Genomic DNA, 25,537 nt, shown 5'->3' on the forward strand with positions numbered 1-25,537 from the left:
TCTTATGGAAGCGCGGCCATCAACCGCGCTTTCTCGCCCACATCGTCGGGGCGTGAAATGACCTCTGCCAGTTCTTGAAGTGATGCAATGGAATGGCCCGCGCGGAAACTGTCCACATGCGGCAGCATCGCGGCAATGCCTTGGGCCTTGGGTGCAAACCCTTCCCACCGCAGCAGCGGATTCAACCAGATCAAGCGTCGCGCCGACAGGTGCAATCGCTGCATCTCGTGACTCAGTTGATCCGGCTCGTCCCGATCCAGCCCATCAGTGATCAACAGCACCACCGCCCCCTGCCCCATGACTCGGCGTGACCAGTCGCGGTTAAACGCGTGCAAACACGAGCCGATCCGCGTGCCGCCTTCCCAATCCTGCGCTTCGGCACCTGCTGCCTTCAGCGCCGCGTCCACGTCGCGCTGCGCCAGATGGCGGGTGATATTGGTCAGCCGGGTGCCAAAAGTGAACGCATGTACCTTGGCCCAACCCGTGCCTTTGGCGTTGCTAACAGCATGGAGGAAGTGCAAGATGATGCGGCTGTACTGGCTCATAGATCCCGAAATATCGCAAAGCACCACCAGATTCGGCCAACGCGGGCGCGGCGTCAGCTTTGCAATGTCCTGAATCTCGCCCCCCTGCCGCATCGAGGCACGCAGAGTACGCCGCCAATCCACACGAGCGCCCCGCAGGCTGGCCATACCGCGCCGAGACGGAATCGGTTTAACTGGGAGGGACAACTGCGCCAGCATCCGCTTGGCCTGAGCGATCTCAGCGGTGCTCATCAGCTCGAAGTCCAAACTCCGCAGCCGCTCTTCGCCGGACATGGTGCGCGAGGCGTCGATCTCGATTTCGGTTTCGTCAGATGGGTCGCCCTCTTCCCGCGGCGGCGTCTCCCGTTCGACCCCATCCAGCAAAGCCTCGGCCGCGCGGCGTTCGGCAGCTTGCGCCTCGCGATCCTCCTGCACGCCGCGAATTGCGGGCAACATGGCGGCCATCATCTGCTCCAGATAACGCGGATCGCGCCAATAGAGGCGAAAGATTTGCGCAAAGACTTCGCGGTGTTCGGGCTTGTTCACAAAACAGGCGTGAAGCGTCCAATAAAAGTCGCGTTTCTCGGTGAACCCCGCCGCTTCGACCGCATAGATGGCGTCGATCACCCGCCCCGGTCCGATGGGCAGCCCGGCCTTGCGCAAAGCGCGGGCAAAATGGGTGATGTTCTGCGCCAGTTTGGGGCGCTCGGGGATGTCCAGCGGAATCTGTTCTGCCATGTTACAACCGCCGGGGGCGCTGCCCCCGGACCCCCGGAGTATTTGAAAAAAGGTGAAGCATCAGGCGGGTGCAAGGCTGGCATGGGCTTGGTCCAAAATACGTTTGGCCTCTGATCCTTGCATCTTTTGGATGTCATCCTGGTATTTCAGGATCGCGCCAAGCGTGTCGGCGATCACCTCGGGGCTGAGGTTGATGACGTCGAGTGCCAGCAGGCATTTGGCCCAATCAATGGTTTCCGCCACGCCAGGTTTCTTAAACAGATCTTCAGTCCGCAGTTGCTGGACAAAAGCCACAATTTCTCGGGACAGGTTTTCAGCGGCTTCGGGCGCACGGGCATTCAGGATTTCGACCTCACGCTCGAAATCCGGGTAATCGACCCAATGATAGAGGCACCGGCGCTTCAGCGCATCATGCACTTCACGTGTGCGGTTCGAGGTCACGATAACCACTGGTGGCTCCGGCGCCTTGATGGTGCCAAGTTCGGGGATGGTAACCTGAAAATCGCTGAGCGCTTCCAAAAGGAACGCTTCGAAGGGTTCATCCGTGCGGTCCAACTCGTCGATCAACAGCACCGGTGCACCGTTTTCATCCGGGCGCATCGCCTCTAGCAGCGGGCGCTCGACCAGGAACTCGTCCGAAAACAGCTCGGTCTGTAGGGCCTTGCGATCTGCCCCTCCTGACGCTTCGGCCGTGCGAATTGCCACCATCTGCGCCGGAAAGTTCCATTCATAAACCGCCGACGATGCATCAAGCCCTTCGTAACATTGCAACCGGATCAGACGGCGCCCCAACGCCGCGCTAAGCGCCTTGGCAATCTCGGTCTTGCCGACGCCTGCCTCGCCTTCCAGAAACAAGGGCCGCCCCAGCTTGAGCGACAGGAACACCACCGTCGCCAACGACCGTCCACAAACGTATCCTTGGGCGGTCAGCATCTCTTGCACCGCATTGATCGAATTCGGAATTGTCATGCTCTCTCCTCTTGGCGACCAGATGGGCACGAGAGCGCGCCGTCCGTCAACCGCCCTTGCGGCCGCATTTCACCGCAATTTAGGCCACCGTGGCACACTGTCCAAGAGTTTGCGAAATGTTGACGGATTCGCGCACAAATGTCATGACTTGGGAAACAATCAGCGCCCAGAGAATGGCGCCCTACAGGTATTGATCGGGGTAGACGTGGTGAAGAGTAGACCGGCATGCGAACCGGCGGAGGGTCGGGTATGAAGATCACGGCCGTGACCTGCGTCAAGAACGAGGGGCCTTTCCTGCTGGAATGGATCGCCTTTAACCGGTTGATCGGCGTGACCGATTTCCTGTTTTACTCAAACGATTGCACAGATGCGACCGACCGCTTGCTGGATGCACTGGCAACGCGCGGTATCGTCCGGCACCTGCCGAACCCGGCCCAAGGGCGCAATTACCAGATGGAGGCGCTCAAGGCCGCCGCCCATGAGGACATCGTAGTGGATGCCGATTGGGTCTGGATCGCGGACGTGGACGAATTTTTGAACATCCATGCAGGCGATCATACGATTCCCGCCTTGATCAAAGCCTGCGGCAACCCGCAGGCCATCAGCCTCTCGTTTCAGTTCTTTGCCAACGACGGGATCGAGGCATTCGAGGACAAGCCGGTGATCGAACAATTCACCCGGTCGCACAATCCCGATCTGTGGGGCGGTGAAAGTGCTGCCGAGGTCAAGACACTGATCCGCAGCGATTTCCCACTGCAATACTACGGCGCGCACCGCCCGTTTTTTCGCAAGAAATTACCGCCCAAGAAGCGACCCAGTTGGACCGATGGCTCGGGCCGCGATGTGCAACACCGGTTCAAAGTTGCCGCCAACCCCCGCCGTATTCGCAAATTCCCGTCCCGTGGCGCGCGCGATCTGGCAACGTTGAACCATTATGCTCTGCGCAGCCTAGACAGCTATCTGGTCAAAAATGACCGGGGCGACGTAAACCGTGAGCACCGCAACTTCGACGACAGCTATTGGCGCGACCGCAACGATCCGGCCTGGCAGGATCTAAGCATCCAACGCTATCTGCCCGATCTGGAACGCGAGTTGGCCGAGTTGAAATCGGACTCCGAGATCCGCACGCTGCATGACGAGGCAGTGGCGCTTCACCGCGCCAAGCGGGACGAGCTGCTGGAGCAAGCTGAATATCAGGCCATGCGCGATCAACTGCGCGCGGCGTCGACCTTGCCGCCAGCCGAAGAAAAACTGTTGCAAAGACTGGGACTGACCGCATGAGCCGTTTGCGCGTGATCAACCTTGGCCTTCCGAAATCGGGCACGACAACCCTGGGCAAGGCGCTAGAGGCGTCCGGCCTGAAAGTTGCGGATTGGAAGATCCATGATCACCAGACCGAAATCAAAGAGCTGCGAAACGACTTTGTCGGGCGTCTGCTGTATCGTGGATATTTCAAGAAAGGCGATCCGCTGCATTTCATGCACGAGTTTGACGCCTTTACCGAAATCAGCATGATCGCACGCGGTTTCAACGAATGGCCGCAGACCGATTGGGGGTTGTTGAGCACTATCATCGACAAGCACCCCGGCGCCAAATTTCTTTATTCCAGCCGCCCCCCCGAAAAGCTGGTGGATTCCATGCTGCGCTGGTCCAATTTGGGCAAACGCCGTCTACCAATGTACCAGGTTCCCGGCATGCCCGAGGGATATGGGTACGAGGTCGGAGAATTGATCCGCTGGATCGACGGACATCAAAAATTCTGCCGGCAGGTGTTTGCCGGAACCGATCGCTTTCTGGAATACGACATCACCGACCCTGAGGCACCGCAGAAGATCAGCGAATTCCTGGGGATGGAAATCAAGTGGTGGGGCAAGGCCAACGTACAGGCCGAGCGGATCGCCGAAAAAACAGCGGCGGGCAAAAAATCCTGATGCGACTCTATCTGCATATCGGCCCCGAAGTGGCAGGCGCGCAGGCGCTGCAAGAGGTCCTGTCGTCCAAGCGCGAGCAGCTGCGCTCCAAGGGTGTTCTGTATCCCCGCAGCCCCGGCAACAAGGCACACACCCGGTTCTACATGGCGGTGACCGACACCGATCACATTGATCCGCTGCGGTTCAATCGCGGGTTTGCCCACCCGCAGAAACAGTCAGAGTTGCGCGATGAAGTGATGCGCGACCTGCAACGCGAGATCGACCAGACACGCCCCGAAACGGTGATCCTGTCGGTGCCGCAATTGGCGACATCAGTTCACCGCCGGTCTGAAATGCAGCGCATCCACGATCTGCTGCGCCCCCTTTCGAATGACATCCGCCTGCTGGCCTATTTGGACGACCCCGCGCGCCTGTTGTTGGATCATTACACCGCGCAACTCTCTGAAGGACGGGCCGAGCCGTTGAGCCACGAGTTGGCTATGATGGAACGCGAAAATTGGTGGGCCTCCTGCGTCGATGCCATGCCCCGCATCGACCCGCTGGCTGGTGTGTTCGAAGAAACCCAAGGCCCCGCCTTCTGGCTGGACACAAAGGCATTGCAACAAGAGTGGGAAGCCGTTTTTGGCGCAGGCGCCCTAAGCTTGCGCGCCCATGCCGAAGACCTGTTTGCCCCCGACACCATTACGGATGAAATCCGTACCGCCTTTGGCATCAGCCAAACCATCGGCAAGGCCCAAGAGTTGCCCGAAAACCCGCCCATGTCGGCCGCCTGGATGGCCCGTGCGCGACAGCTCAACACGGTCCTTTTGCGCTTGCTGGCGCAGGGCGAGCGCCACGTGCCCCGACAGCTTTGGCGCAGCTTCATTGCCGAGGTTGCAACGCCCGGCCCAGCGACCAACCCAGGCAGCCTGTCGCAGATCTCGGACCGGTTCAGTGGAGCAAACGCAGAACTGATCCTGCGCCACCCCGAACTGGACGACGATACGTTCCGAGCGTCTAAGGCCAGTCAGCCTTGGACTGAGGCTGATCCAGACCGCGGTTTTCGCGCGTCACAGTACCTGCTGGCCTTTCTGTTCCGCATCGAAAAAGCCACAAAAGAAAAATTTGCCCAACGGGTTGAGGATCTGGCGGATCGCGGCACAGTTTCACCCACGCCCACCGTCTCGCATCCCGCACCTACGCCCGCGCACGAGGCCGCACCTGTCGCGCCTGTCGCACCAAAAGTTAATGGTTTGACCGACACGGCCCGCGCCCTGATGCCGCCGCAAGCGGTGCAGAATTTTGAAAAGCTCATGACCTCATCCTTTGCGCCTCACAACCGACTGGGTGCCGTCGACGAGGAGCAGCTGGCCGCCGCCTATACCGAAGTCCCACCGCGCGACCTGCCCGAGGGGCGCAGCGGCAATGTCATCGTCGGCTGCATGAAGAACGAAGCCCCCTACATCGTGGAATGGGTCGCCTATCACCGCGCCATGGGGGTCGACAATTTTCTGATCTACACCAACGATTGTTCCGACGGCACCTCGGAAATCCTGGATCGGCTGCAGGACCTGGGCGTTCTGCAGCACCGCAACAACGATGATTGGAAGGGTAATTCACCTCAGCAATATGCGTTGAACCAAGCGTTGAAAGAGCCGGTAATCCAGAACGCTGACTGGATCTTGCATATCGACGTGGACGAGTTCGTCAACGTGCGCACCGGCAACGGCACGCTCCAGGATTTCTTTGATGCGGTGCCGGATGCGACCAATGTCGCGATGACCTGGCGTTTGTTTGGTCACAATAACGTCACCCGGTTGGCCGACGAGTTGGTCATAGATCAATTCGACACCTGCGCCCCGAAATTCTGCCCCAAGCCACACACGGTCTGGGGGTTCAAGACGATGTTCAAGAACATCGGCGCCTATGAAAAAATCAGCTGTCATCGCCCCAATAAGCTGGTCGAAGACAAGCGCGATGACGTCCGCTGGGTCAACGGATCGGGCCGAGACATGACCGGCGAAGCGGTCGACAACGGTTGGAGGAACTCCAAAAAATCAATCGGATATGACTTAATCCAGCTAAACCACTATGCGCTGCGCAGCGCCGAAAGCTATCTGATCAAACGCCAAAGGGGCCGTGCGCTGCACGTCGATCGCTCGATCGGGTTGAACTATTGGATCCGCATGGATTGGTCGGATTTTCGCGATGTCACCATCAAGCGCAACCTTCCCCGCCTGCGTACCGAATATGACCGCCTGATGCAGGACAAGGTTTTGCATAAATGGCACCTCAAAGGCTTGGACTGGCACAAGGCCAAAGCCATCGAGCTGCACGGCATGCCAGAATTTGAAGAGTTGTATCAGCAGGCCCTGAAGGTCAAACTGACAGAAACCGAGCGTGTTGCTTACGCGCTTGCCCTTGATCTGGAGAGTTGAGACGTGGCTGAGACACAAAACACACAACCGCAAGATCAAACCGAAGCCGAAACCGCTTCAAAACGCCAGCCAGTTCTGTGGTGTCGGGACATGAAATTCCCACGCAACATGGAGCTTTTGCCCAAAAAGATCCGAATGTCGCTGCGCACAGGCGCCTATGAGCGGGATGAGGCCGACGCCGCGCTCAAACTGATCCGCAAGGGCGACGTGGTGCTGGAACTGGGCGCCGGGATCGGCTTTATGTCGACCCTGATTTCCACCCAGACCCGCGCCCGCGAGGTGCATTCATTCGAGGCCAACCCAGGCCTGATCGATTATATCCACGAGGTTCACAGGGTGAACCGCGCCAAGAAGGCACAGCTGCATCACGCGGTTCTGGGCGACAAGGATGGCAGCACCACGTTCTATTGTCGCGAGGATATCCTGTCTTCTTCGTTGGACCCCGAGGATGGCGGCATCGAAACCACACCCGCCCAAGTGCCGGTTCGCGATGCAAACAAGGTTATTGCCGAAATAAAACCTACGATTCTGGTCTGCGACATCGAAGGGGCCGAGGCCGACCTGCTGCCCAAATTGGACCTGAGCGGGTTGCGCGCTCTGTTAATCGAACTGCACCCACAGTGGATTGGCAGCGAAGGCATCAAAAGTATCTTTCAACTGCTGCATGATCAGGGTTTGGTCTATTTCCCCAAGATGTCCTACTCCAAAGTCGCGGTGTTCCGCAGCGATTGGTAAGCGCCATGCGCATGCTTGCTGTCCTGACCGTCCGCAACGAAGGTGCTTTTCTGCTGGAATGGCTGGCCCATCACCGGGCGGTTGGTTTCACTGATTTCCTTGTTTTTTCAAACAATTGCCAGGACGGCACCGACCGCATCCTGGACCGGTTGCAAGAGATGGAGCAGCTGACCCATTTGCCCAATGACGGGCCTTACGACAAACGGGGCATCCAGTTCACCGCGCTCAAGGCCGCAGGCAAACACCCTTTGGTCAAGAAAGCCGATTGGATCCTGCCAATGGACGTGGACGAGTTCGTCAACATCCACACCGGCGACGGCACGCTCACCGATCTGATCAACGCCCTGCCCGAGGCCACCGCCATCACGCTGACCTGGCGCCTTTTTGGCAACGGCGATACCATCCGTTATTCCGACGAACCCGTCACGCAGAGCTTTACCCGCTGCGCCCCCGGCGTGATGTTCTGGCCGTGGCGCGCGTCAATGTTCAAGACGCTTTACCGCAACGACGGCATCTATGCCAAGTTGGGTGTCCACCGTCCCCGCAACCCCGATCTGGAGCGTCTGGACGAGGCGCGGTGGTTCGATGCCAACGGGCGCGAATTGGACGAGCAGTTCAAACTCAAACGCCTGTTTTCCAACTATGGCCGTGACAATTTTCAAATGGCGCAGCTCAACCATTATCCCTTGGGTGCCATGGAAAGCTATGTGCTCAAGGCCGATCGGGGCCGCGCGGTGCATTCCGACCATATGCTGGATGTGGATTACTGGGTCGAGCGTAATTTCAACACCGACACCGACACCTCGATCAGCCGCTATGACACCCGCAGCACCGAATTGCGCGATGAACTGCACGCTGATCCGACACTTGCGAAACTGCACAAGCGCGCGGTTGAATGGCGCCAGAACCGGTTCCAGAAACTGATGGAGCAAGAACCCTATCGCGCCCTACTGGCCCGCCTGATGATGACCCCACAATCGCGCCCTATCAGCGCCTCAACGGCGCGAACATTAACAGGCTTTGCCAACTTGGGCCGCTTGCGTGCCAAAACCCAAGACACCGGAAACGGCCCGAAACCGACCTGAGTTTTTCCCATTTTGGCCTCATTCTCAGCCTAGACCTGTTCGAAATAACCGGCCCGAAAAGCGGCTGGGGTTTCGAGGATGAGTATATGCAGGACGAAAAAACCAGTATCGACACATCAATTGCGGGCTATCGGCGTGGCGTGTGGAAACGCAAGCTGCTCGATCAGGCCGAGGCCGAAGGCATGTCGCAGGAATTGGGCGACAAACACTTCGCGACCTTCATCGACCGCGATGCAACCCTGATCGTCACGTTTGAGACGATGCAGGGCATTCGCGCCATGTCGGAAACCCAGCAACCCTTTGGCTTTGACCTTGTGAAAACGCAAAACTGGTCGCACTTGTGCATCATCTCGGACGGCGACACCTGGTTCCGCGACCCCAAGATTTATGGCTTTTTCGACCGGTTGATCGACGACGGCTTTTTCGAAGATTTCGACCGCGTTGTGTTTTATGGCGCAGGCCCTTGCGGCTATGCGGCCGCGGCCTTTTCCGTGGCTGCCCCGGGCGCGACCGTTGTTGCCGTGCAGCCCCAGGCGACACTTGATCCCAACATGGCCGAATGGGACGATCGTTTTGTCGAGATGCGCCGCACCTCGTTCACCGACCGCTACGGCTATGCGCCCGACATGCTGGATGCAGCCGATCACGCCTTTATCCTGTATGACCCGCAGCAGACGCTGGATGCGATGCATGCGACACTATTTCAACGCTCGAACGTCACCCGCCTGCGCATGCGCAATATGGGGGGTGAGCTGCAGTCGCGCCTGCTTGACATGAACCTGCTCTATCGTCTGCTCGCGATGGCAGGCACTGGCAAGTTGAGCGCGCGCAGTTTCTTCCGCCTTTACCGAGCCCGTCGCTCGTACCCACGGTACTTGCGCGGGCTGGTGGGGCAACTGGATTCGGCCGAACGCTTCTACCTCAACACGCTGTTGTGCCGGAACGTGACCTCGCGGATGCCCGCGCGCCGGTTCCGGGCGCGGCTGGAGCAGCTCGAAGAGATGGCCCAACAAGGCGCCTTTGCCGCGCCGCCGACCGCAGGTTGATCGCTACAAATCAAACGAAAACCCCCGGCCTGTGTTGGCTGGGGGTTTTCCGTTTGGGCAGGCTGTGCTAGCGGGAACGCATGACCGATAGCCTCACGATCCGCCGCCCCGACGACTGGCATCTGCATCTGCGCGATGGCGCAATGTTGCAGGCCGTCCTGCCCGAAACCGCCCGCCATTTTGCCCGCGCCATCATCATGCCGAACCTGGTCCCGCCCGTGGTCAAAGGGTCTGATGCCGCCGCCTATCGCGAGCGCATCCAGGCCGCCCTGCCCGACGGCATGAGTTTCGAGCCGCTGATGACACTCTATCTGACCGAAGATACCGACCCCAATGACGTGGCCGCTGCCCACGCCAGCGGTCTGGTCAAAGCGGTCAAGCTTTACCCGGCTGGGGCCACCACAAACTCGTCTTCGGGCGTACAGGATTTCAACAAGATCCGCCCAGTGCTGGAAAAGATGGCCGAGATCGGCCTGCCGCTGTGCTGCCATGGCGAGGTCACCGACCACGAGATCGACATTTTCGACCGCGAAGCCGTGTTCATCGACCGCGTGTTGGACCCCGTGCGCAAGTCCACCCCCGGCCTGCGCGTTGTGATGGAACACATCACCACCGCCAATGGCGTCGACTATGTCAAAGCCCATGACAAAGACCTCGGTGCGACCATCACCACGCACCATCTGATCATCAACCGCAATCACATCCTGGTTGGCGGGATCAAACCGCATTACTACTGCCTGCCGGTGGCCAAACGCGAAGAGCACCGCCTGGCCCTGGTCAATGCTGCAACATCCGGCGACGCGCGCTTCTTCCTGGGCACCGATTCAGCGCCCCACACCGACGCGAACAAAGAAATGGCCTGCGGCTGTGCCGGTTGCTTCACTGCGACCAACACAATGTCACTGCTGGCCGAAGTGTTCGAAAAAGCCGGTGCGCTGGACAAGCTTGAAAACTTCACCTCTCTCAACGGCCCCGGCTTTTATGGCCTGCCGGTGAACGAGGATACGCTCACGCTGATCAAAGGCGACCCGGTCACCTACCCCACCAAGATCGAAAGCGGCGACGGCCCGGTCACCGTCTTTGACGCGGGCTTTCCGCTGCACTGGCACGTGTCCTGATTTCATTTTTTCCCAAATACTCCCGCCGGAGGCACCTGCTCGCGCCTCTGGCATCTGCCCTAAGGATGTTCCGATGATCCCCACCTCATACCCCCCCGTCGAAGAGATCGCCCGTCTGACCGCCCGCATGCTGCTGGAAATCAAGGCGGTGCACTTCAACTCGCGCGAGCCGTTCACGCTGGCCTCGGGCCTGCCAAGCCCGACCTATATCGACTGCCGCAAGCTGATCTCTTATCCGCGCATCCGCTCAACGCTCATGGACTTTCTGACCGTCACCGTCATGCGTAATGCAGGTTTTGAGGCGTTCGACAACATCGCCGGTGGCGAAACCGCAGGCATCCCATTTGCCGCCTTTGTGGCCGAGCGGATGGCCCTGCCGATGACATATGTGCGCAAAAAGCCTAAAGGTTACGGCCGCAACGCTCGCATCGAGGGCGCAATGAGCGAAGGCGAACGTGTTCTACTGGTCGAAGATCTGACCACCGATGGCGGCTCGAAACTCAGCTTTGTGGATGCCATTCGCGAAACCGGTGCGACTTGTGGGCACACGGCGGTGATCTTCTATTACGGCATCTTCCCCGAAACGGAAAAGACGCTGGGCGATCACGGTGTTCAACTGCATTCCTTGTGCACCTGGTGGGATGTTCTGGCCGAGGCGAAGGCGCAAAAAGCGTTCGACGACGAGACGCTGCGGGATGTCGAATCCTTCCTCAACGACCCGCGCGCGTGGCAGGAAGCCAACAAATCCTAACCGAGGGTCAGGTTCGGCATTGGCGAAAATCCGCAGCATGATTTTCTACGCCAGACCACAAAATGTTGGATTTTTACCCTGACTCGCGTCAATATGATGGGGGTCAGGATATGCACATGATATCCACACAAACATACAATTTGCTAGGAATCCCCTGCCTCGTCTATCACCCATGGCTCAAGGGGACGCACACAAAACAATGAACGAGATAAGCAACATCGAGCAGGTACCGGCGCAGGTCCAGAATGCCGATACGATGCCACATTCGGTCGAAGCAGAACAGCAACTGCTGGGCGCGATTCTGACCAACAACGACGTCTACGACCGGGTGGCATCGGTCATCGGACCACAGCATTTCTACGACCCCGTGCACGCGCGCATCTACGAGATCGCGTCAGCACGGATCGCCAAAAATGCACTGGCCTCGCCGGTCACGCTCAAGGCATTTATGGAAGACGATGAGGGGCTCAAGGAACTGGGCGGCCCCGCTTATCTGGTCAATCTGGCTGCGGCATCTATCAGCGCCTTTGCGGTGCGTGACTATGCGCAGATGATCTATGATCTGGCGATCCGGCGCGAGCTGATCGGGCTGGGTCGCGACATCTCGGACAAGGCCGCCAAGGTCAACGTTGACTCGGAACCGCGTGAACAGATCGTCGAGGCGGAACAGAAGCTCTACAAGCTCTCGGAACAGGGCCAGACCGAAAGCGGCTTTGTCTCCTTCCTCAAGGCCGTGACCGAGGCGGTGAACACCGCCAACGCCGCTTATCAGCGCGATGGTGGTCTGGCCGGTGTCTCGACCGGGCTGATCGACCTGGACAAAAAGCTGGGTGGCCTGCACCCGTCTGACCTGTTGATCCTTGCTGGGCGTCCGTCGATGGGGAAAACGTCGCTCGCGACCAACATCGCCTTTAACGTGGCCAAGGCTTATAAACGCGGCATTCGCCCCGATGGCACCGAGGGCACTGTTCAGGGCGGCGTCGTGGGGTTCTACTCTCTCGAAATGAGCTCGGAACAGCTCGCCGCGCGTATCCTGTCCGAAGCCTCCGAAGTTCCATCCGAACAGATCAGACGCGGCGACATGACCGAAGGCGAATTCCGCCGCTTTGTGGATGCCGCCAAGTCGCTTGAGGCCTGTCCGCTGTTCATCGACGATACACCGGCCCTGCCGATCAGTCAGCTGGCCGCCCGCGCCCGCCGCCTGAAGCGAACGCACGGGCTGGATCTGTTGATCATCGACTACTTGCAGCTCTGTCGCGGTACGGCGGAAAACCGGGTTCAGGAAATTGGCGAGATCTCGATGGGCATGAAAGCCATCGCCAAAGAACTCAACGTCCCCGTCATCGCTTTGTCTCAGCTCAGCCGTGGCGTTGAAAGTCGCGACGACAAACGCCCGCAGCTGTCGGACCTTCGGGAATCAGGTTCGATCGAGCAGGACGCCGACGTGGTGATGTTCGTGTTCCGCGAAGAATATTATGTCGAACGGGAAAAACCGTCGGACGACAGGCTGGATGAAATGGCCGCCTGGCAGGAACGCATGGAACGTCTGCATGCCCGGGCCGAGGTGATTATCGGCAAGCAGCGGCACGGCCCCATCGGCTCGGTCGATCTGTCGTTCGAGGGTCAATTCACTCGCTTTGGCAACCTCGCCAAACCCTGGCAACAGGACGGCGGCGACGACGGCGGTTATTGAGCCCCCTCCCGATCACACGACGCCACGCCCTGACCCAGATCGTCGGGGCGTCTTTGTATGTCGGAGGGGCCGGGATGACGCAAGCAAGTGACGATTGCCGGGTTCCCGCACAAGAGGCGCGCCGTCAGCGCACCTTTATGCAATCGCCGGTCTTTTCCAAGAACAGCGTCGGGCAGCTGTCTGTGCGTGGCGTGAATTTCAACGGCTGGGGGCGGCGCTATCATCTGCGCGACGACGAACAGATCGCCCGCCCTGTGGTAGATCGCATGGGATTACCTTTTTTACAGTAACTTGCGCGGCGAAGCTGACGGGGTTTAGGTCCGTGGTCATGGCCTACTGATGGCCAATGAAAGCAGTTGGGTGAACTCAATTCGCAATCCCGGCCCGAACCGTAACCAGATTGAACAGCGCCCGCTCGCCGCCTATGGCGCAACGCGCATGATCTGGGGCAAAGGGGTCAAGGGTCAGGACGTGACCGACGATCACATCGATGGCTTCGCTCGCTTCACCGGACCCAAGACCGGGCTGATGATACTTGACCCCGAGCCTGAGGCAAACGACCCCTTTTCCCGATCCGCCTATGCCTTGCGCGACCGGCTGATCAATGTGGGTCTGGGTGTCGACACAATCTCAACCGGCTATGATGGCCGCGTGCGCGACCTTGACGCACTTAGCAGTTATGCCAATTACTATGCCTGCAACGGGGCCGTGATCGCCTCGCACCCCGGGAACCGCTGCGCTAACGCCACGGCCCGCGCGTGCGCTTGCCCGCTATTACCCCGGCCGCGAGGTGATCATGCTCGACACGGAGGTCTTGGGGGAACTTGGTGGCGGCATTCATTGCGCCACCCAGCAGATGCCTGCTTGACTTGAACCCGCCCTTTCCGCCAGATGCCACCATGACCCGCAAGTTCGCATATCTCGTGGTACTCGAACGCCACTTCGGCCATCGCCGTAAACGTTTCGCCGGATAGATCGGGGGCGCTTTGCCCCTGCTTTTCTTATCCGACAAAACATAAAAGGGTTCATCATGACTGAATTCACCGAAATCCCCGTCATTCGACTGGGGGACCGACCCAATGCCGACATCGCAGCCGAGTTTCGCGCCGCCTACGGCACCACCGGCTTTGGCTACATCAAAGACCACGGTATTGATCCGCAGCTGATCGAGAATCTCTTCGACGCCTCTGCGCGGTTCCACGCCCTGCCGCTGGAACACAAGATGACCGTGGCCGTCGACAAGACACACCGCGGCTACATTCCGATCAACAGTTCAACCGACGTCAATTCAACGCTGGCAGATGTCTCCAAACCGAACCAATCCGCCAGCTTCATGATGATGCGCGAAGATGCCCAGGCCGATCCGGACATCTATCTCAGCGGCCCCAACCGCTGGCCCGAGGTGCAAGGCTTTCGCGAAGCCCTCACATCCTATGATGCGGCCATGCGCCAATTGGGCCGTCGCCTGATGAATATCGCCTTGCAAGCCGCTGAAATCAAAAATTCTTCGATTCTATCAGCCTTCGACACACCGACCACCTGGCTGCGCCTGTTGCACTACCCGCCACAGTCCGAACGCAGCCCCGAAGATCTTTATGGTTCCGCCCCACACACCGATTTTGGCTGCCTTACGCTACTGGTGCAGGACGATGTTGGCGGTTTGCAGGTCAAAACACCCGCGGGCAACTGGGTCGATGTGCCCAGGCGCGAAGGCACCTTTGTAGTCAATGTCGGCGACATGCTGCACCGCATGTCCAACGGTAAACTTCTGTCCACCCCGCACCGTGTGATCAACCGGTCGGGGCGCGAACGTTACAGTTGCCCCTTCTTCTACGATCCCCATGTGAACACGGTCATTGAACCACTTCCGGGAACCGGCGAGCCGAAATTTCCGCCGCTCAAATTCGCCGATTTCCTGCGCTCCGAGCTTGAAGCGGCCTATGATGCGCATAAACCCGCCGCCAATTAGGGTATTTCCCCCTTGACCTATGGCCCGCCCATGTCATGAACGGGCCATGAGTACTGCAAGACTGACGATCGATCTGGGCGCGCTCGCCGACAACTGGCGGGCGCTTGATTCAAAAACTTCTGTCGAGACCGCCGCGGTGGTCAAGGCGGACGGCTATGGGCTGGACGCAGGCCGCGTCTCTCGCGCCTTGGCTGACGCCGGCGCGCGCCACTTCTTTGTTGCCATCGCAGAAGAAGGCATCGCGGTGCGCCGTGCAGTGGGTCCTGGCCCTCGCGTCTCGGTGTTTTCCGGTCACATGGCCGGTGACCGTGACGTGCTGCGCGACAATAACCTGACTCCGATGCTGAACTCGGTCGATCAGATGCTGCGCCACGTCGAAGAACTGCCAGGCCACGCTTTTGGCATCCAGCTCGACACAGGTATGAACCGTCTGGGGATGGAACCAGACGAATGGGCCGCCCTGCGTGAGATCGCGCTACAGCAAAATCCGGTTCTGGTCATGTCTCACTTGGCTTGCGCTGATGAGCCGGGGCATGAAATGAATCGCCAACAGCTACGCGTTTTCAAGGATTTGACGGACGATCTTGAAGCGCCGAAATCCCTTGCTGCCACTGGTGGCTTGCTGATGGGGCCCGACTACCATTTCGATTTGTGCCGCCCCGGTGTGGGCCTTTATGGTGGCGAACCCTATGACGAGGCGAAGGCCGTCGTAACCCTGGATATCCCTGTCATTCAGACCCGCGACGTCGCGACAGGCGAAACCGTGGGGTATTCCAACCGCTGGACAGCCAAGCGCCCTTCGCGGGTCGCAACCATCGCTGCAGGCTACGCAGACGGGCTGATCCGCGCCATTGGCAATGGCATCGACGTCTATATCGGTGACGCCGCCTGCCCCGTTGTCGGCCGCGTGTCGATGGATCTGATCACGGTGGACATCACCGACATCGACGGCATGCCTGATAGCGTGCAACTCTTGAACCGCCGCCAAACCGTTGATGATCTGGCCGAGGCAGCCGAGACAATCGGCTATGAAATCCTGACGTCCATGGGACACCGGTACCAGCGAGTATATTCCGGCGCTGAAAAGCTGGCGGCTCAAGCGTCCTCGAACGCGCTGGAAAGCATCCAGCAGAAGCTGCTACGCAAGCGCCCCGAGCTGCTGCGCGAGGGGCGTTCTGGATGAACCCCGTTTTGTTGCTGGGACAACTCGGTCGCGCCGTCCTGACCGTCATGGCGGCTTTTGGTCGGGTGGCGATCTTTGCGCTTGATGCATTGTCGCACATGCTGCGCCCGCCGTTCTACCCGCGTGAATTTGGCGTGGCGCTGCTGAACATCGGCTGGCTGTCGCTGCCTGTAGTCGGACTGACCGCAATCTTCACCGGTGGCGCGCTTGCACTGCAAATCTACGCCGGCGGCGCTCGTTTTAATGCTGAGGCCGTCGTGCCACAGATCGTCGCCATCGGAATGGTGCGCGAACTTGGCCCTGTTCTTGTTGGTCTGATGATCGCAGCACGCGTCACATCCTCTATCGCGGCCGAGATCGCGACGATGAAAGTGACCGAGCAGATCGACGCGCTGGTCACGCTGTCGACCCACCCGATGAAATACCTTGTCGCGCCCCGCGTGCTGGCCGCACTGCTGACGGTGCCTGCTCTGGTAGCCATTGGTGACATCATCGGTATCGCAGGCGGCTACACTGTTGCTGTGCAGAACCTGGGCTTCAACTCTGCCGCCTATCTGCGTAATACCGTTGATTTTCTCGAAATGCGCGACATTGTCTCGTCCCTTGTCAAAGGCGCCGCCTTCGGCACCATCGCCGCCATCATGGGCTGCTACTACGGCATGAACTCGGGCCGTGGGGCCCAAGGTGTGGGCCGCGCCACCAAAGGCTCGGTCGAGGCCGCCGCCGTGCTCATCCTGGCCGCCAACTTCGTCCTGACCGGAGTATTCTTTTCGCTATGACCCGCCTGATCCTGTCCGCCGCAACCGCCCTTGCCCTGTCGCTGCCCCTCACGGCCAGCGCCCAAAGCCAGCTTCTGGGGGAATTCAACACCCAGCGGCTGGAACAGACCATGGGCTTTGACGCCGAGCTGAGCCAGATCGCCTTTGGTTTTCTGCAAGGCAAAACCCGCGACGAAGCCTACGCTTTTCTGGTCGGCGAACGCTTCCGCTGCCTCGAAGAAATCTGCGAGCGTGTGATCGTGGACAAGGAAACCGCAACAGAGGCAGGCAAAACCTTTGGCATGCGCCGCACCACCCGCGCCACCTTTGCCATCACTCTGCTCGCCGACACGATCCGTTCGCCGCAAGACCTCCAGGCCAATTTCCGCTATGAAACCGGCGAAGTCCCTTGGCACCGCCGCCCCAAAGACAGTGACTTTACGGTGCTCCATGATTAAGCTCGACAACGTCAAAAAGTCGTTTGGCGACAATCATGTGCTGCGCGGGATGGATCTTGAGATCCCCAAAGGGTCCTCCATGGTCATCATCGGCGGTTCGGGCACCGGTAAGTCCGTTGCACTGAAATGCGTGCTGGGTTTGATTACACCGGACAGCGGCACCATCACGGTCGACGGTCAAGACGCCCGTAAAGGCGACCGTGACGCGTTCCTGGCCAAGTTCGGGATGCTGTTTCAGGGTGGCGCACTGTTTGATTCGCTCACCGTCTGGCAAAACGTGGCCTTTCGCCTGCTGCGCGGCTCGCTCAAACGCCCGACGGAGGAGGCGCGCGAAATCGCCATCGAAAAACTGCGCCGCGTCGGCCTCAAGGCAGACGTCGCCGACCGCCTGCCCGCCGAATTGTCAGGTGGCATGCAAAAACGAGTCGGCCTGGCCCGCGCCATCGCCGCCGAACCCGAAATCATCTTTTTCGACGAGCCCACCACCGGCCTCGACCCGATCATGTCCGGCGTCATCAACGACCTGATCCGCGAAATCGTGGTGGAAATGGGCGCCACGGCGATGACCATCACCCACGACATGTCCTCCGTCCGCGCCATCGCCGACAACGTCGCGATGCTCCACAACGGCGTCATCCAATGGACCGGACCTGTTGCGGACATGGACGCCAGCGGCGATCCGCATCTGGATCAGTTCATCCATGGCAGGGCTGAAGGGCCGATCGAGGCGGTGCGATAACGATGGACGCAACGTGCATTCCTCTGAGTGAAATTCGAGGATTTGACTTAAGACCAACCGCGTGGGCGTATATTGCAACAGTTTCTGTCCAGTTGCTGCCATTTGCCATGTTCGCAGCACTTCTGGCGAAACGCGTTGCCCAAATTAGGTCAAAGGCGAGCACGGTTGGCATCTATGTCTTTTGCCTCATAATCATCTTGCTGCTGGTAAAACTATTTTGGCCTACGTTCTCGGAAACAGGCGATGCATTTTTTGATTACTATGGTGTGGTCTTCACCATCGCTCTCATCGTATTGAACCTGTTTTTGTTTGTAATCTGGGTCATTGCAGGTTTCAAAACACATTGGCGACCACGGACCTTTGAGGCCATTCCCATACTATTGCTCATATCCTCGATCATATCCGTTTCGATCATGATGTTGGAGATCCATAAGAAATACCAATGGCACAACCTTCCCATCTGCGAACAACAAAAGTAGCGTCGGCAGGTAAATGCGCCAAAAGGCCCGGTTACGAATGATCTTTGGGAAAATGCTTCCAAATGCACTGAACGCCAACTGATCTTGTAGTGTTCGGGACAAGCCCTTAAGTCCCGCTCATGCTATTACGCCTGGCCACCCTGTCGCTGTTGATCCTCTACCCCATCGCATGGTTCGCGCCACTCATGCGCGCAGGGTTACTGCCAATCTTTGGCCTGTCCGAAATCAGCGTGCTCACCGGCCTGCAAGCGCTCTGGGCGTCAGACATCTTTCTCGCCCTGCTGGTGACGTTCTTTGCCATCTTCGCCCCCTACCTCAAAACAATCGGCCTGGCCCTGGTGCAATGGGACCTGCTCGACACCCGCACCTTCCCTGTCCTGCACGTGCTTGGGAAACTCGCGATGGCCGATATTTTCCTGGCCGCGATCTACATCACCGTTGTCAAGAGCATTGGTGTCGGGACCATCGAACCGGCCTGGGGTCTTTACATGTTTACCGCCTGCATCCTGACCTCGATGTTGCTGGGACACCTCAGTGAACGGGCCCTTAAGCGCGGTAATGAAACCACGTAATTGCTTGAAAAGCCGTATTTGTGTATCATCATTAAAGTTCGAGCAGCAAAGTGATTGATTGGCCGGGTCCGCTGGGGGGCGCTCCGCATTTTATGTGAGCATGATTCCGCTGGTTCCGGTGCCGCATTGGTTTCGGTCGGAAAGGTTGCCTATGTCCACCATTCGTAAGTTCGTGTTTCGCGTCCAAGCTCTTTTCATACGTCTCGCCTTCTTCCTTATATGTATCGCCGCTTTTGCCGGGGTACTGGCCTCGCTGCTGTCGGCCACCGGCGTCTGGCCGTGGCTGTCCTTACAGGCCGGGATCGGTGGGCAGATGCACCCGCAGGCAGGCATGCTGGCCCAGATCGGTCTGACCTGTTTGGCCGTGATGTTGGCCTTTTACCTGCCCGCCAATGGTCGCATTCTGGCGCTGGAACGCTCGCATCGCGACTTTCACATCCACATGAATGACGTCGCCCATGCCTACCACGCCGCTCATGCAGCTGACCGTGCGGATACGTTTCAGCTCGCGTCAGAATTCGACGCGGTCAAGGATCGGCTGGCGTTCTTGCGTGAACACCCCGAACTGGGCGATCTGGAACCCGAGGTGCTGGAACTCGCCGCACAGATGAGCCAGGTGAGCCACGAGCTGGCGGATATCTATTCCGACGCCAAGGTCGACCGCGCCCGTACCTTCCTGCGGCAACGCCAAGAAGAGTTGGAGCAGTTCACCACCCGGATCGATGAGGCCAAGATCATCATGCACGAGCTGCGGCAATGGACCCGTGACGTCGAGATCGAAGAATCAGTCGCCAAATCACAGCTGTCCCGCCTGCGCGAAGAGCTGTTCGAACTTCTGCCCGAGCTGTCAGCGCAACTCCAAAGCCCCCCCGACGGCACCGACCCGGACGAGGGATCGGTGGTGCCGCTACAATCGTCACGCTCCAAGGACTAGAGCCAAATGAGTTTGATCTGCTTGACCCTGAACTTTGATGCCGCCGCATCCCGGATCTGAAAGGCCCGCTGCACAAATGGCATCGGCTGCACCATGATCAGGCGCCAAGCCTCAACTGCCGTCAATTGCCGCGCCAATCAACTTCGGGTCGGGCGCAGCAAGATCGCTTACCATGTCATCCTCACACATGTCCTCCACACCGATCTGTGACATCCACCCGCTGGAACAACTGGCCATATCGCCACAGAGCCCCCTGCGCAGTTTGCCCCCAAGGCCGCGCCGATGGCCCCAGCGGGGCCTGAGGCGCGGCCTCCGCCCCCGGCAGCGACAAAAGCCCGTCAGGGCTTGAGGAGCTGCCACACCTCAGGCATCAAGGCGCCATGGCAAAAACATCCTTCTCCTGCTCCGCCTGTGGAGCCTCTTTTACAAAATGGTCTGGCCGCTGCGAAGGCTGCGGCGAATGGAACACCATTTCTCAGGACAAAGGCCTCTCCACCGGCCCCGCCTCAAAATCTCTGGGCGCCAAGCGCGGGCATTCTATCACGCTCACAGACCTCTCGACCGAAGAGACCCCGCGCCCCCGCACCCTCAGCGGTATGGGAGAGCTTGACCGGGTTCTGGGCGGCGGTCTGGTGCCGGCCTCGGCCATCCTTGTGGGCGGTGATCCCGGCATCGGCAAATCCACACTGCTCCTGCAGGCAGCCGCGCAATTTGCGCGCTCTGGCTTGAAAACGCTCTACGTTTCCGGTGAAGAAGCCAGCGCACAGGTTCGCATGCGCGCCAGGCGCCTTGGCCTCAGCGACGCCCCGGTGCAGCTGGCCGCCGAAACCAACCTGCGTGACATCCTCACCACGCTTGAGGCCGAGAAACCGCAGCTGGCGATTATCGATTCGATTCAGACCATGTGGGCCGACAATGTGGACAGCGCGCCGGGGTCCGTCAGTCAGGTTCGCGCCGCCGCGCACGAGCTGACGACATTCGCCAAACGCAACGGCGTTTCGATCATCATGGTCGGCCACGTCACCAAGGACGGACAGATCGCGGGCCCCCGCGTTGTTGAACATATGGTCGACACCGTGCTCTATTTCGAAGGGGAACGGGGCCACCAATTCCGCATCCTGCGCGCCGTCAAAAACCGCTTTGGCCCTGCCGACGAGATCGGCGTCTTTGAAATGACCGGTGCTGGCCTTGCCGAAGTGCTCAACCCCTCCGCTCTCTTTCTCTCTGAACGCGGCGAACCCAGCCCGGGTTCGGTGGTTTTTTCCGGCATCGAAGGCACGCGGCCTGTATTGGTCGAGCTGCAGGCGCTTGTGGCCCCCTCGCCCCACTCGCAGCCCCGCCGCACCGTGGTGGGCTGGGATGGCGGGCGGCTGGCGATGATTCTGGCCGTGCTCGAGGCCCGCTGCGGCATCCCCTTTGCCGGGCTTGATGTCTATCTGAACGTCGCCGGCGGCATGAAGATTTCCGAACCCGCCGCCGACCTGGCCGTGGCCGCTGCCCTGCTCAGCGCCCGCGAAGATGCCGCGCTGCCCGCAGATACAGTGGTTTTTGGCGAGATTTCTCTCTCTGGCGCCCTCAGACCGGCGCCTCAGACGGAAAACAGGTTGAAAGAAGCGCAAAAACTTGGTTTCACCTCCGCTATTGCTCCGGCTGGCGGCAAAACTGGCACAGGCGGCGGGCTTACTCTTAAGCGTCCCGCGGATCTGACCGGTTTTGTTGGCGAAACTTTCGGAGCAGGCTAAGGTGCTGGAAAAGTCCTTCGGGGCGAGCACGTAGACGGAACAGGCGAGGGCCATGGAAGGTTTTACCATTATCGACGGGGTTGTGGCCCTGATCATCGTGTTGTCGGCGCTGCTGGCCTATTCGCGCGGCGTTGTGCGCGAGGCCATGGCAATCGCGGGCTGGGTGGCCGCCGCTGTGCTGGCTTTCATCTTTGCACCCAAGGCCATGCCCCTGATCAAGGAATTGCCCGTGGTGGGCGATTTCCTGACTGGCAGCTGTGAGCTGTCGATCATCGCATCCTTTGCTGCCGTTTTTGCGCTGGCGCTGATCATCGTCAGCTTCTTCACGCCGCTCTTTTCCTCGCTGGTACAGCGTTCGGCGCTTGGCGGGCTGGATCAGGGCCTCGGGTTCTTCTTCGGCGTCGCGCGCGGCATCCTGTTGGTGGCTGTGGCTTTCTTTGTCTACGACACCGTCATGACCGGCCAGAATTTTACCATCGTGGATGAAAGCCGCTCGGCGCAAGTGTTTGCGAGCATGACCGGCCAAATCGAAGCGCAGAACCCCGAGCAAGCTCTGGGTTGGGTCACGCAGCAGTACGAAAACCTGGTTGGCGCCTGCTCGCAGTAAGCGCCTGTTTCTTGGTGGCACGGGCGATTGCGCCCCTACATGTGCCCCAGCAATGCAACCCCGGCCCATCAGTCGCCGGGGTTGAACATGGTTGCCAAACAAACGGGCCATACTTGACTCCTTTGGGTGAACCGCCTTTCCTGAGTTAGGCTTTGACCAAAGGACGGGGCCATGACCAGACGATTGGCAACCATCCTGGCTGCGGATGCGGTTGGGTTCTCCACGCGAATGGAGAAAGATGAAGAAGAAACATTTCTTCTTCTCAAAAGCTTACGCCAGAAAATTGATACCGAGATCGAAACTCACGGCGGGCGTGTGTTCGGCAGCGCGGGCGACAGCGTCGTTGCCGAATTCGCCAGCCCCGTCGAAGCCGTGCGGTGCGCGCTTCGCATCCAGACCACACTGAATCTGGACGACCTGCCCTTTCGGATCGGTGTCCATATAGGCGATGTTCTGGTCGATGGGGACAACCTGATGGGTGACGGCGTGAACGTCGCGGCCCGCCTTGAACAGATGGCTCCAACCGGGGGGATTTGCCTGTCCAAACCACTGGCCGATCTGGTCGTGGACAAGATTGATGCGACCTTCTCCTTTGCCGGTGATTACAAACTGAAAAACATCAAGAAAAAGGTCGGTGTCTGGGTTTGGCCGCAACAAGACGCAAAAGCGCTCGGTGCTCAGACGCGCCCCAATCGCACCCTGGCTTTGATGCTGAGCGCAGCGCTCCTGCTTGCAACTTTTGCGGCCTATCTGTTCACCCCGTGGACACTGAACCGCCCCGGATCAGGCGAACCCACACTGGCCGTCATGGCGTTCGAAGATCAAAGTCCGGGCACGGATCACGGCTATCTGAGTGATGCCATCAGCGAGGGTATTTTGAACAACCTGTCACGCTACACGACGTTCAAAACCATCGCTCGGAATTCCAGTTTCAAGTTCAAGGGCCAAGAGGCCGACCTTGAAACCATCCGCGACGCGCTCGGTGCGGATCTGATTCTGAACGGCAGCCAGCAAAAGATCGGTGAGAAACTAGCGATTTCGGTTCAATTGATCGACGCAATCACCGGCGATCACCTCTGGTCCGAAAGGTTTGAAGGGGAAGTTGGGCAATTGTTCGAATTTCAGGGGGAAATCATCCGTTCGGTCGCCTCGACCGTCGGCGGACGCGTGTCGCACTATACCCCTCCCAAGGGAACCCGCAGCACGGTGACAGCCATGCATTTGGCTGCCGAAGGGTTCAGCCATTTCCGCAAACCGGGGCAAGAGGCAAATGCACGGGCGGTCGAATACTACAAAGCCGCCATCCATGCCGACCCCGAGGCCTCGATTGGATACATGTCCATGGGCTTTGTTCATTGGGCCGAGTCTCACTACGCCAGCACCAACGACGAACGTGAAGCAGATCTTGATAAAGCCGAGGCTCTGGCGAGACAGGCAATCTCGCTGGATAGCGCCAATTACCTGAACCACTACCTGTTGGGCCGATTGCAGGAATCACGTGGCAACCTGCAGGCCGCGTTGCAGATCTATGACAAGGTCAAACAGCTTAACCCAAGCTATTCGAACGTCTATCGCGCCAGCGGATCAACCAAGGTTCTCTTAGGTGACATCGATGGCGCCATTGCCGACATCCAACACGCAATAGACATCGACCCGCTGCACGACTGGTCCTACAACACCGAACTGGCGCTTGCGTATTGGGCTGACCAACGGTGTGGCAAGGCCTTGCAAACCATCCAGCAGGTTTCGAACCTGCCATCGCGGGCATTGCCCAAACTTGCGGTAATCCAGGTCTGCGCGGGCAAGGAGGACATGGCGCGCGAAACCATGGCCAAGCTTCTCGAGGCGATCCCAAATCGCACCTTGCAATTCGAAGTCGATCGCTACGCTGATGTCTGGACAGCCCCCGGAGCGCTGGACCGTTGGCTGGGCGATCTGCGAACTGCCGGCATGCCCGACTAACCATCACATGTCGGCCCGTGGAAGGTGGAACAGTTCATCTTGCATCTTGCGTTTGCTGTTCGAACTGCCTCATTTTTTCCAAAAATCTGCCTTGAACCGACCAGGTTGTCGCCTCCGAATCGAACCAACCCGCATGCAGTATCGACGTCCTAAGCCCCTGTCTTGGTTAACCATTCCTTACCCCGCGTTTTCATATCCGCAGGAAACACTACACGTCAGCGGTCTCTGTTCCATGTTCAGAAACAGTTCGCGAATTCGGCCCTAATCATGTCGAAAATTTGGCACACTTCCCCGGCTTCTCTGGTCCCAGTCCAGAACAGACAAAACCTCGGAGGAACCCGCCATGCATCTCAAGCACAAAACAGCCTTTGCCCAGTTCACCGCAGCCCCCAAGCTCCACCCTGGCCTGATCGCTGGCACGATGGTTGAAACCTGCAACGGTTGGACCCAAGTCCAAGACGTGATCATGGGTACGAAAGTGGCCACGTTTGACGGCGGTTTCCGCCCAGTGACGCAGGTCACCCGGCAACCGGATGCCACCACGCTATGGTGCGTTCCCGGCGGCACATTGGGCGCGTGCTCGGACCTTCTGATGACCGAGGATCAGCATCTTGCTCTGACGTTCCCTACCTGCCGCGCCCTCTATGGCCTGCCGCTGGTTCTGGCCCCGGTCTCGGCCCTTGCCGGTCACTGCGGCATTCACCCAATCCAGAGCAAACCCGCCCCTGTTCACCGCCTGCACTTCGCCGAGGGTGAAATCCTCTGGGCGCAGACCGGCGCGCTGATCCACGCCGGCATTGACGGGCAAGACAGCCCCTATCGCAAACTCAGCTATGGCGAGACACGCGCGCTGCTTTTGATGATGTCGGATCACACCTACACTCCTGATTTGGCGGCGTGATGCCCTACGTCTCCACCTGCGGCAAAAAAGATATGTGATCCTTTCGTGACAGAGCGCCCCTTAGGCATTATGTGGGGGCCAACACTCGCAACGGAATCGGAGCTGCCTGCCTTGCCTAGCCCGCAGATGCCCCCCGCCGACTGGACCGGCCCCTCACTCAGGGCCGTGCCCACACTGACAAACGACGCACCTGACATGTCCTTGGACAGGTAACCGCACGATAGGT

At 59.2% G+C, this 25,537-nt stretch carries 24 protein-coding genes and 2 pseudogenes; 24 read left to right on the forward strand and 2 right to left on the reverse strand.

The features are described 5' to 3' along the window. Positions 1 to 2 precede the first annotated feature (2 nt). Positions 3 to 1,262: a VWA domain-containing protein gene (locus G6R15_RS00295; protein WP_164657794.1), complete on the reverse strand. Its 1,260-nt coding sequence runs from the start codon at positions 1,260 to 1,262 to the stop codon at positions 3 to 5. Between the two features lie 60 nt (positions 1,263 to 1,322). Continuing rightward, a complete protein-coding gene (locus G6R15_RS00300; protein WP_164657795.1) occupies positions 1,323 to 2,231 on the reverse strand; it encodes a MoxR family ATPase in 909 nt (302 codons plus the stop codon). A gap of 249 nt (positions 2,232 to 2,480) precedes the next feature. On the opposite strand from G6R15_RS00300, the gene G6R15_RS00305 reads away from it, so the two are divergent. The 24 genes and pseudogenes from G6R15_RS00305 (at position 2,481) to G6R15_RS00415 (ending at position 25,311) form a co-directional block, all read left to right on the forward strand. Next, entirely contained in the window at positions 2,481 to 3,512 is a 1,032-nt protein-coding gene (locus G6R15_RS00305; RefSeq protein WP_164657796.1) for a glycosyltransferase family 2 protein, read from the forward strand. Beyond that, positions 3,509 to 4,162: a sulfotransferase gene (locus tag G6R15_RS00310; RefSeq protein WP_164657797.1), complete on the forward strand. Its 654-nt coding sequence runs from the start codon at positions 3,509 to 3,511 to the stop codon at positions 4,160 to 4,162. Before G6R15_RS00305 ends, G6R15_RS00310 begins: the two co-directional genes overlap by 4 nt. Beyond that, the gene (locus tag G6R15_RS00315) at positions 4,162 to 6,579 is read left to right on the forward strand and encodes a glycosyltransferase family 2 protein (protein ID WP_164657798.1); all 2,418 of its coding nucleotides are present in this window, start codon (positions 4,162 to 4,164) and stop codon (positions 6,577 to 6,579) included. The genes G6R15_RS00310 and G6R15_RS00315 overlap by 1 nt, the downstream gene beginning before the upstream one ends. A 3-nt stretch (positions 6,580 to 6,582) precedes the next feature. Next, on the forward strand, positions 6,583 to 7,314 hold the full coding sequence (locus G6R15_RS00320; RefSeq protein WP_240336629.1) for an FkbM family methyltransferase: 732 nt from the start codon (positions 6,583 to 6,585) through the stop codon (positions 7,312 to 7,314). Between the two features lie 5 nt (positions 7,315 to 7,319). After that, positions 7,320 to 8,399, forward strand: coding sequence for a glycosyltransferase family 2 protein (locus G6R15_RS00325; RefSeq protein ID WP_164657799.1), 1,080 nt, complete (start codon positions 7,320 to 7,322; stop codon positions 8,397 to 8,399). 86 nt (positions 8,400 to 8,485) lie between these two features. After that, positions 8,486 to 9,445, forward strand: coding sequence for a phosphoadenosine phosphosulfate reductase (locus G6R15_RS00330; protein WP_164657800.1), 960 nt, complete (start codon positions 8,486 to 8,488; stop codon positions 9,443 to 9,445). 80 nt (positions 9,446 to 9,525) lie between these two features. Further along, positions 9,526 to 10,563 (forward strand): dihydroorotase, encoded by a 1,038-nt coding sequence (gene pyrC, locus G6R15_RS00335; protein ID WP_164657801.1) that lies wholly within the window; start codon positions 9,526 to 9,528, stop codon positions 10,561 to 10,563. A gap of 73 nt (positions 10,564 to 10,636) precedes the next feature. Beyond that, positions 10,637 to 11,314 carry an orotate phosphoribosyltransferase gene (locus tag G6R15_RS00340; protein ID WP_164657802.1) on the forward strand — a complete coding sequence of 226 codons (678 nt, stop codon included), beginning with the start codon at positions 10,637 to 10,639 and terminating at the stop codon, positions 11,312 to 11,314. A gap of 199 nt (positions 11,315 to 11,513) precedes the next feature. Continuing rightward, the gene (locus tag G6R15_RS00345; protein ID WP_164657803.1) at positions 11,514 to 13,007 is read left to right on the forward strand and encodes a replicative DNA helicase; all 1,494 of its coding nucleotides are present in this window, start codon (positions 11,514 to 11,516) and stop codon (positions 13,005 to 13,007) included. Positions 13,008 to 13,081: 74 nt separating this feature from the next. Continuing rightward, on the forward strand, positions 13,082 to 13,297 hold the full coding sequence (locus G6R15_RS00350; protein WP_164657804.1) for an agmatine deiminase family protein: 216 nt from the start codon (positions 13,082 to 13,084) through the stop codon (positions 13,295 to 13,297). Between the two features lie 49 nt (positions 13,298 to 13,346). Next, positions 13,347 to 13,700, forward strand: a pseudogene (locus G6R15_RS00355) (agmatine deiminase family protein); the annotation flags it as partial. A gap of 103 nt (positions 13,701 to 13,803) precedes the next feature. Further along, entirely contained in the window at positions 13,804 to 13,875 is a 72-nt protein-coding gene (locus tag G6R15_RS23070; protein ID WP_373456004.1) for a hypothetical protein, read from the forward strand. Between the two features lie 162 nt (positions 13,876 to 14,037). Next, positions 14,038 to 14,976 (forward strand): isopenicillin N synthase family oxygenase, encoded by a 939-nt coding sequence (locus G6R15_RS00360; RefSeq protein ID WP_164657806.1) that lies wholly within the window; start codon positions 14,038 to 14,040, stop codon positions 14,974 to 14,976. A gap of 46 nt (positions 14,977 to 15,022) precedes the next feature. Then, positions 15,023 to 16,051 (forward strand): annotated as a pseudogene (gene alr / locus G6R15_RS00365) (alanine racemase); the annotation flags it as partial. A gap of 104 nt (positions 16,052 to 16,155) precedes the next feature. Then, positions 16,156 to 16,938 carry an ABC transporter permease gene (locus tag G6R15_RS00370; protein ID WP_164657808.1) on the forward strand — a complete coding sequence of 261 codons (783 nt, stop codon included), beginning with the start codon at positions 16,156 to 16,158 and terminating at the stop codon, positions 16,936 to 16,938. Further along, complete coding sequence (locus G6R15_RS00375) at positions 16,935 to 17,375, forward strand: hypothetical protein (protein WP_164657809.1); 441 nt, start codon at positions 16,935 to 16,937, stop codon at positions 17,373 to 17,375. The genes G6R15_RS00370 and G6R15_RS00375 overlap by 4 nt, the downstream gene beginning before the upstream one ends. Next, a complete protein-coding gene (locus G6R15_RS00380; RefSeq protein ID WP_164657810.1) occupies positions 17,368 to 18,114 on the forward strand; it encodes an ABC transporter ATP-binding protein in 747 nt (248 codons plus the stop codon). Before G6R15_RS00375 ends, G6R15_RS00380 begins: the two co-directional genes overlap by 8 nt. Before the next feature lie 107 nt (positions 18,115 to 18,221). Further along, a complete protein-coding gene (locus tag G6R15_RS00385; RefSeq protein WP_164657811.1) occupies positions 18,222 to 18,593 on the forward strand; it encodes a hypothetical protein in 372 nt (123 codons plus the stop codon). A 119-nt stretch (positions 18,594 to 18,712) separates the two neighbouring features. Further along, on the forward strand, positions 18,713 to 19,165 hold the full coding sequence (locus G6R15_RS00390; protein ID WP_164657812.1) for a paraquat-inducible protein A: 453 nt from the start codon (positions 18,713 to 18,715) through the stop codon (positions 19,163 to 19,165). Positions 19,166 to 19,265: 100 nt separating this feature from the next. Next, the gene (locus G6R15_RS00395) at positions 19,266 to 20,099 is read left to right on the forward strand and encodes a DNA repair protein (RefSeq protein WP_240336681.1); all 834 of its coding nucleotides are present in this window, start codon (positions 19,266 to 19,268) and stop codon (positions 20,097 to 20,099) included. A 380-nt stretch (positions 20,100 to 20,479) separates the two neighbouring features. After that, complete coding sequence (gene radA / locus G6R15_RS00400; protein WP_164657813.1) at positions 20,480 to 21,841, forward strand: DNA repair protein RadA; 1,362 nt, start codon at positions 20,480 to 20,482, stop codon at positions 21,839 to 21,841. Between the two features lie 52 nt (positions 21,842 to 21,893). Then, positions 21,894 to 22,448, forward strand: a complete 555-nt coding sequence (locus tag G6R15_RS00405; RefSeq protein WP_164657814.1) for a CvpA family protein — start codon at positions 21,894 to 21,896, stop codon at positions 22,446 to 22,448. 171 nt (positions 22,449 to 22,619) lie between these two features. Beyond that, complete coding sequence (locus G6R15_RS00410; RefSeq protein WP_164657815.1) at positions 22,620 to 24,410, forward strand: adenylate/guanylate cyclase domain-containing protein; 1,791 nt, start codon at positions 22,620 to 22,622, stop codon at positions 24,408 to 24,410. A 343-nt stretch (positions 24,411 to 24,753) separates the two neighbouring features. Continuing rightward, positions 24,754 to 25,311 carry a Hint domain-containing protein gene (locus tag G6R15_RS00415; RefSeq protein ID WP_164657816.1) on the forward strand — a complete coding sequence of 186 codons (558 nt, stop codon included), beginning with the start codon at positions 24,754 to 24,756 and terminating at the stop codon, positions 25,309 to 25,311. Positions 25,312 to 25,537 lie beyond the last annotated feature (226 nt).

This window comes from Tropicibacter sp. Alg240-R139 (genome assembly GCF_900537075.1).
In the GTDB taxonomy this organism is placed as follows: Bacteria; Pseudomonadota; Alphaproteobacteria; order Rhodobacterales; family Rhodobacteraceae; genus Falsiruegeria.

Excerpts from the sequence above, each read along its gene's own strand:
- radA (WP_164657813.1), top strand. The coding sequence starts at position 20,480 with ATGGCAAAAACATCCTTCTCCTGCTCCGCCTGTGGAGCCTCTTTTACA.
- G6R15_RS00310 (WP_164657797.1), top strand. The coding sequence starts at position 3,509 with ATGAGCCGTTTGCGCGTGATCAACCTTGGCCTTCCGAAATCGGGCACG.
- G6R15_RS00350 (WP_164657804.1), top strand. The coding sequence starts at position 13,082 with ATGACGCAAGCAAGTGACGATTGCCGGGTTCCCGCACAAGAGGCGCGC.
- G6R15_RS00385 (WP_164657811.1), top strand. The coding sequence starts at position 18,222 with ATGTTCGCAGCACTTCTGGCGAAACGCGTTGCCCAAATTAGGTCAAAG.
- G6R15_RS00330 (WP_164657800.1), top strand. The coding sequence starts at position 8,486 with ATGCAGGACGAAAAAACCAGTATCGACACATCAATTGCGGGCTATCGG.
- G6R15_RS00370 (WP_164657808.1), top strand. The coding sequence starts at position 16,156 with ATGAACCCCGTTTTGTTGCTGGGACAACTCGGTCGCGCCGTCCTGACC.
- G6R15_RS00390 (WP_164657812.1), top strand. The coding sequence starts at position 18,713 with ATGCTATTACGCCTGGCCACCCTGTCGCTGTTGATCCTCTACCCCATC.
- G6R15_RS00325 (WP_164657799.1), top strand. The coding sequence starts at position 7,320 with ATGCGCATGCTTGCTGTCCTGACCGTCCGCAACGAAGGTGCTTTTCTG.
- G6R15_RS00415 (WP_164657816.1), top strand. The coding sequence starts at position 24,754 with ATGCATCTCAAGCACAAAACAGCCTTTGCCCAGTTCACCGCAGCCCCC.
- G6R15_RS00345 (WP_164657803.1), top strand. The coding sequence starts at position 11,514 with ATGAACGAGATAAGCAACATCGAGCAGGTACCGGCGCAGGTCCAGAAT.
- G6R15_RS00375 (WP_164657809.1), top strand. The coding sequence starts at position 16,935 with ATGACCCGCCTGATCCTGTCCGCCGCAACCGCCCTTGCCCTGTCGCTG.
- G6R15_RS00295 (WP_164657794.1), bottom strand. The coding sequence starts at position 1,262 with ATGGCAGAACAGATTCCGCTGGACATCCCCGAGCGCCCCAAACTGGCG.
- pyrC (WP_164657801.1), top strand. The coding sequence starts at position 9,526 with ATGACCGATAGCCTCACGATCCGCCGCCCCGACGACTGGCATCTGCAT.
- G6R15_RS00380 (WP_164657810.1), top strand. The coding sequence starts at position 17,368 with ATGATTAAGCTCGACAACGTCAAAAAGTCGTTTGGCGACAATCATGTG.
- G6R15_RS00405 (WP_164657814.1), top strand. The coding sequence starts at position 21,894 with ATGGAAGGTTTTACCATTATCGACGGGGTTGTGGCCCTGATCATCGTG.
- G6R15_RS00395 (WP_240336681.1), top strand. The coding sequence starts at position 19,266 with ATGATTCCGCTGGTTCCGGTGCCGCATTGGTTTCGGTCGGAAAGGTTG.
- G6R15_RS00305 (WP_164657796.1), top strand. The coding sequence starts at position 2,481 with ATGAAGATCACGGCCGTGACCTGCGTCAAGAACGAGGGGCCTTTCCTG.
- G6R15_RS00300 (WP_164657795.1), bottom strand. The coding sequence starts at position 2,231 with ATGACAATTCCGAATTCGATCAATGCGGTGCAAGAGATGCTGACCGCC.
- G6R15_RS00340 (WP_164657802.1), top strand. The coding sequence starts at position 10,637 with ATGATCCCCACCTCATACCCCCCCGTCGAAGAGATCGCCCGTCTGACC.
- G6R15_RS00360 (WP_164657806.1), top strand. The coding sequence starts at position 14,038 with ATGACTGAATTCACCGAAATCCCCGTCATTCGACTGGGGGACCGACCC.
- G6R15_RS00315 (WP_164657798.1), top strand. The coding sequence starts at position 4,162 with ATGCGACTCTATCTGCATATCGGCCCCGAAGTGGCAGGCGCGCAGGCG.
- G6R15_RS00410 (WP_164657815.1), top strand. The coding sequence starts at position 22,620 with ATGACCAGACGATTGGCAACCATCCTGGCTGCGGATGCGGTTGGGTTC.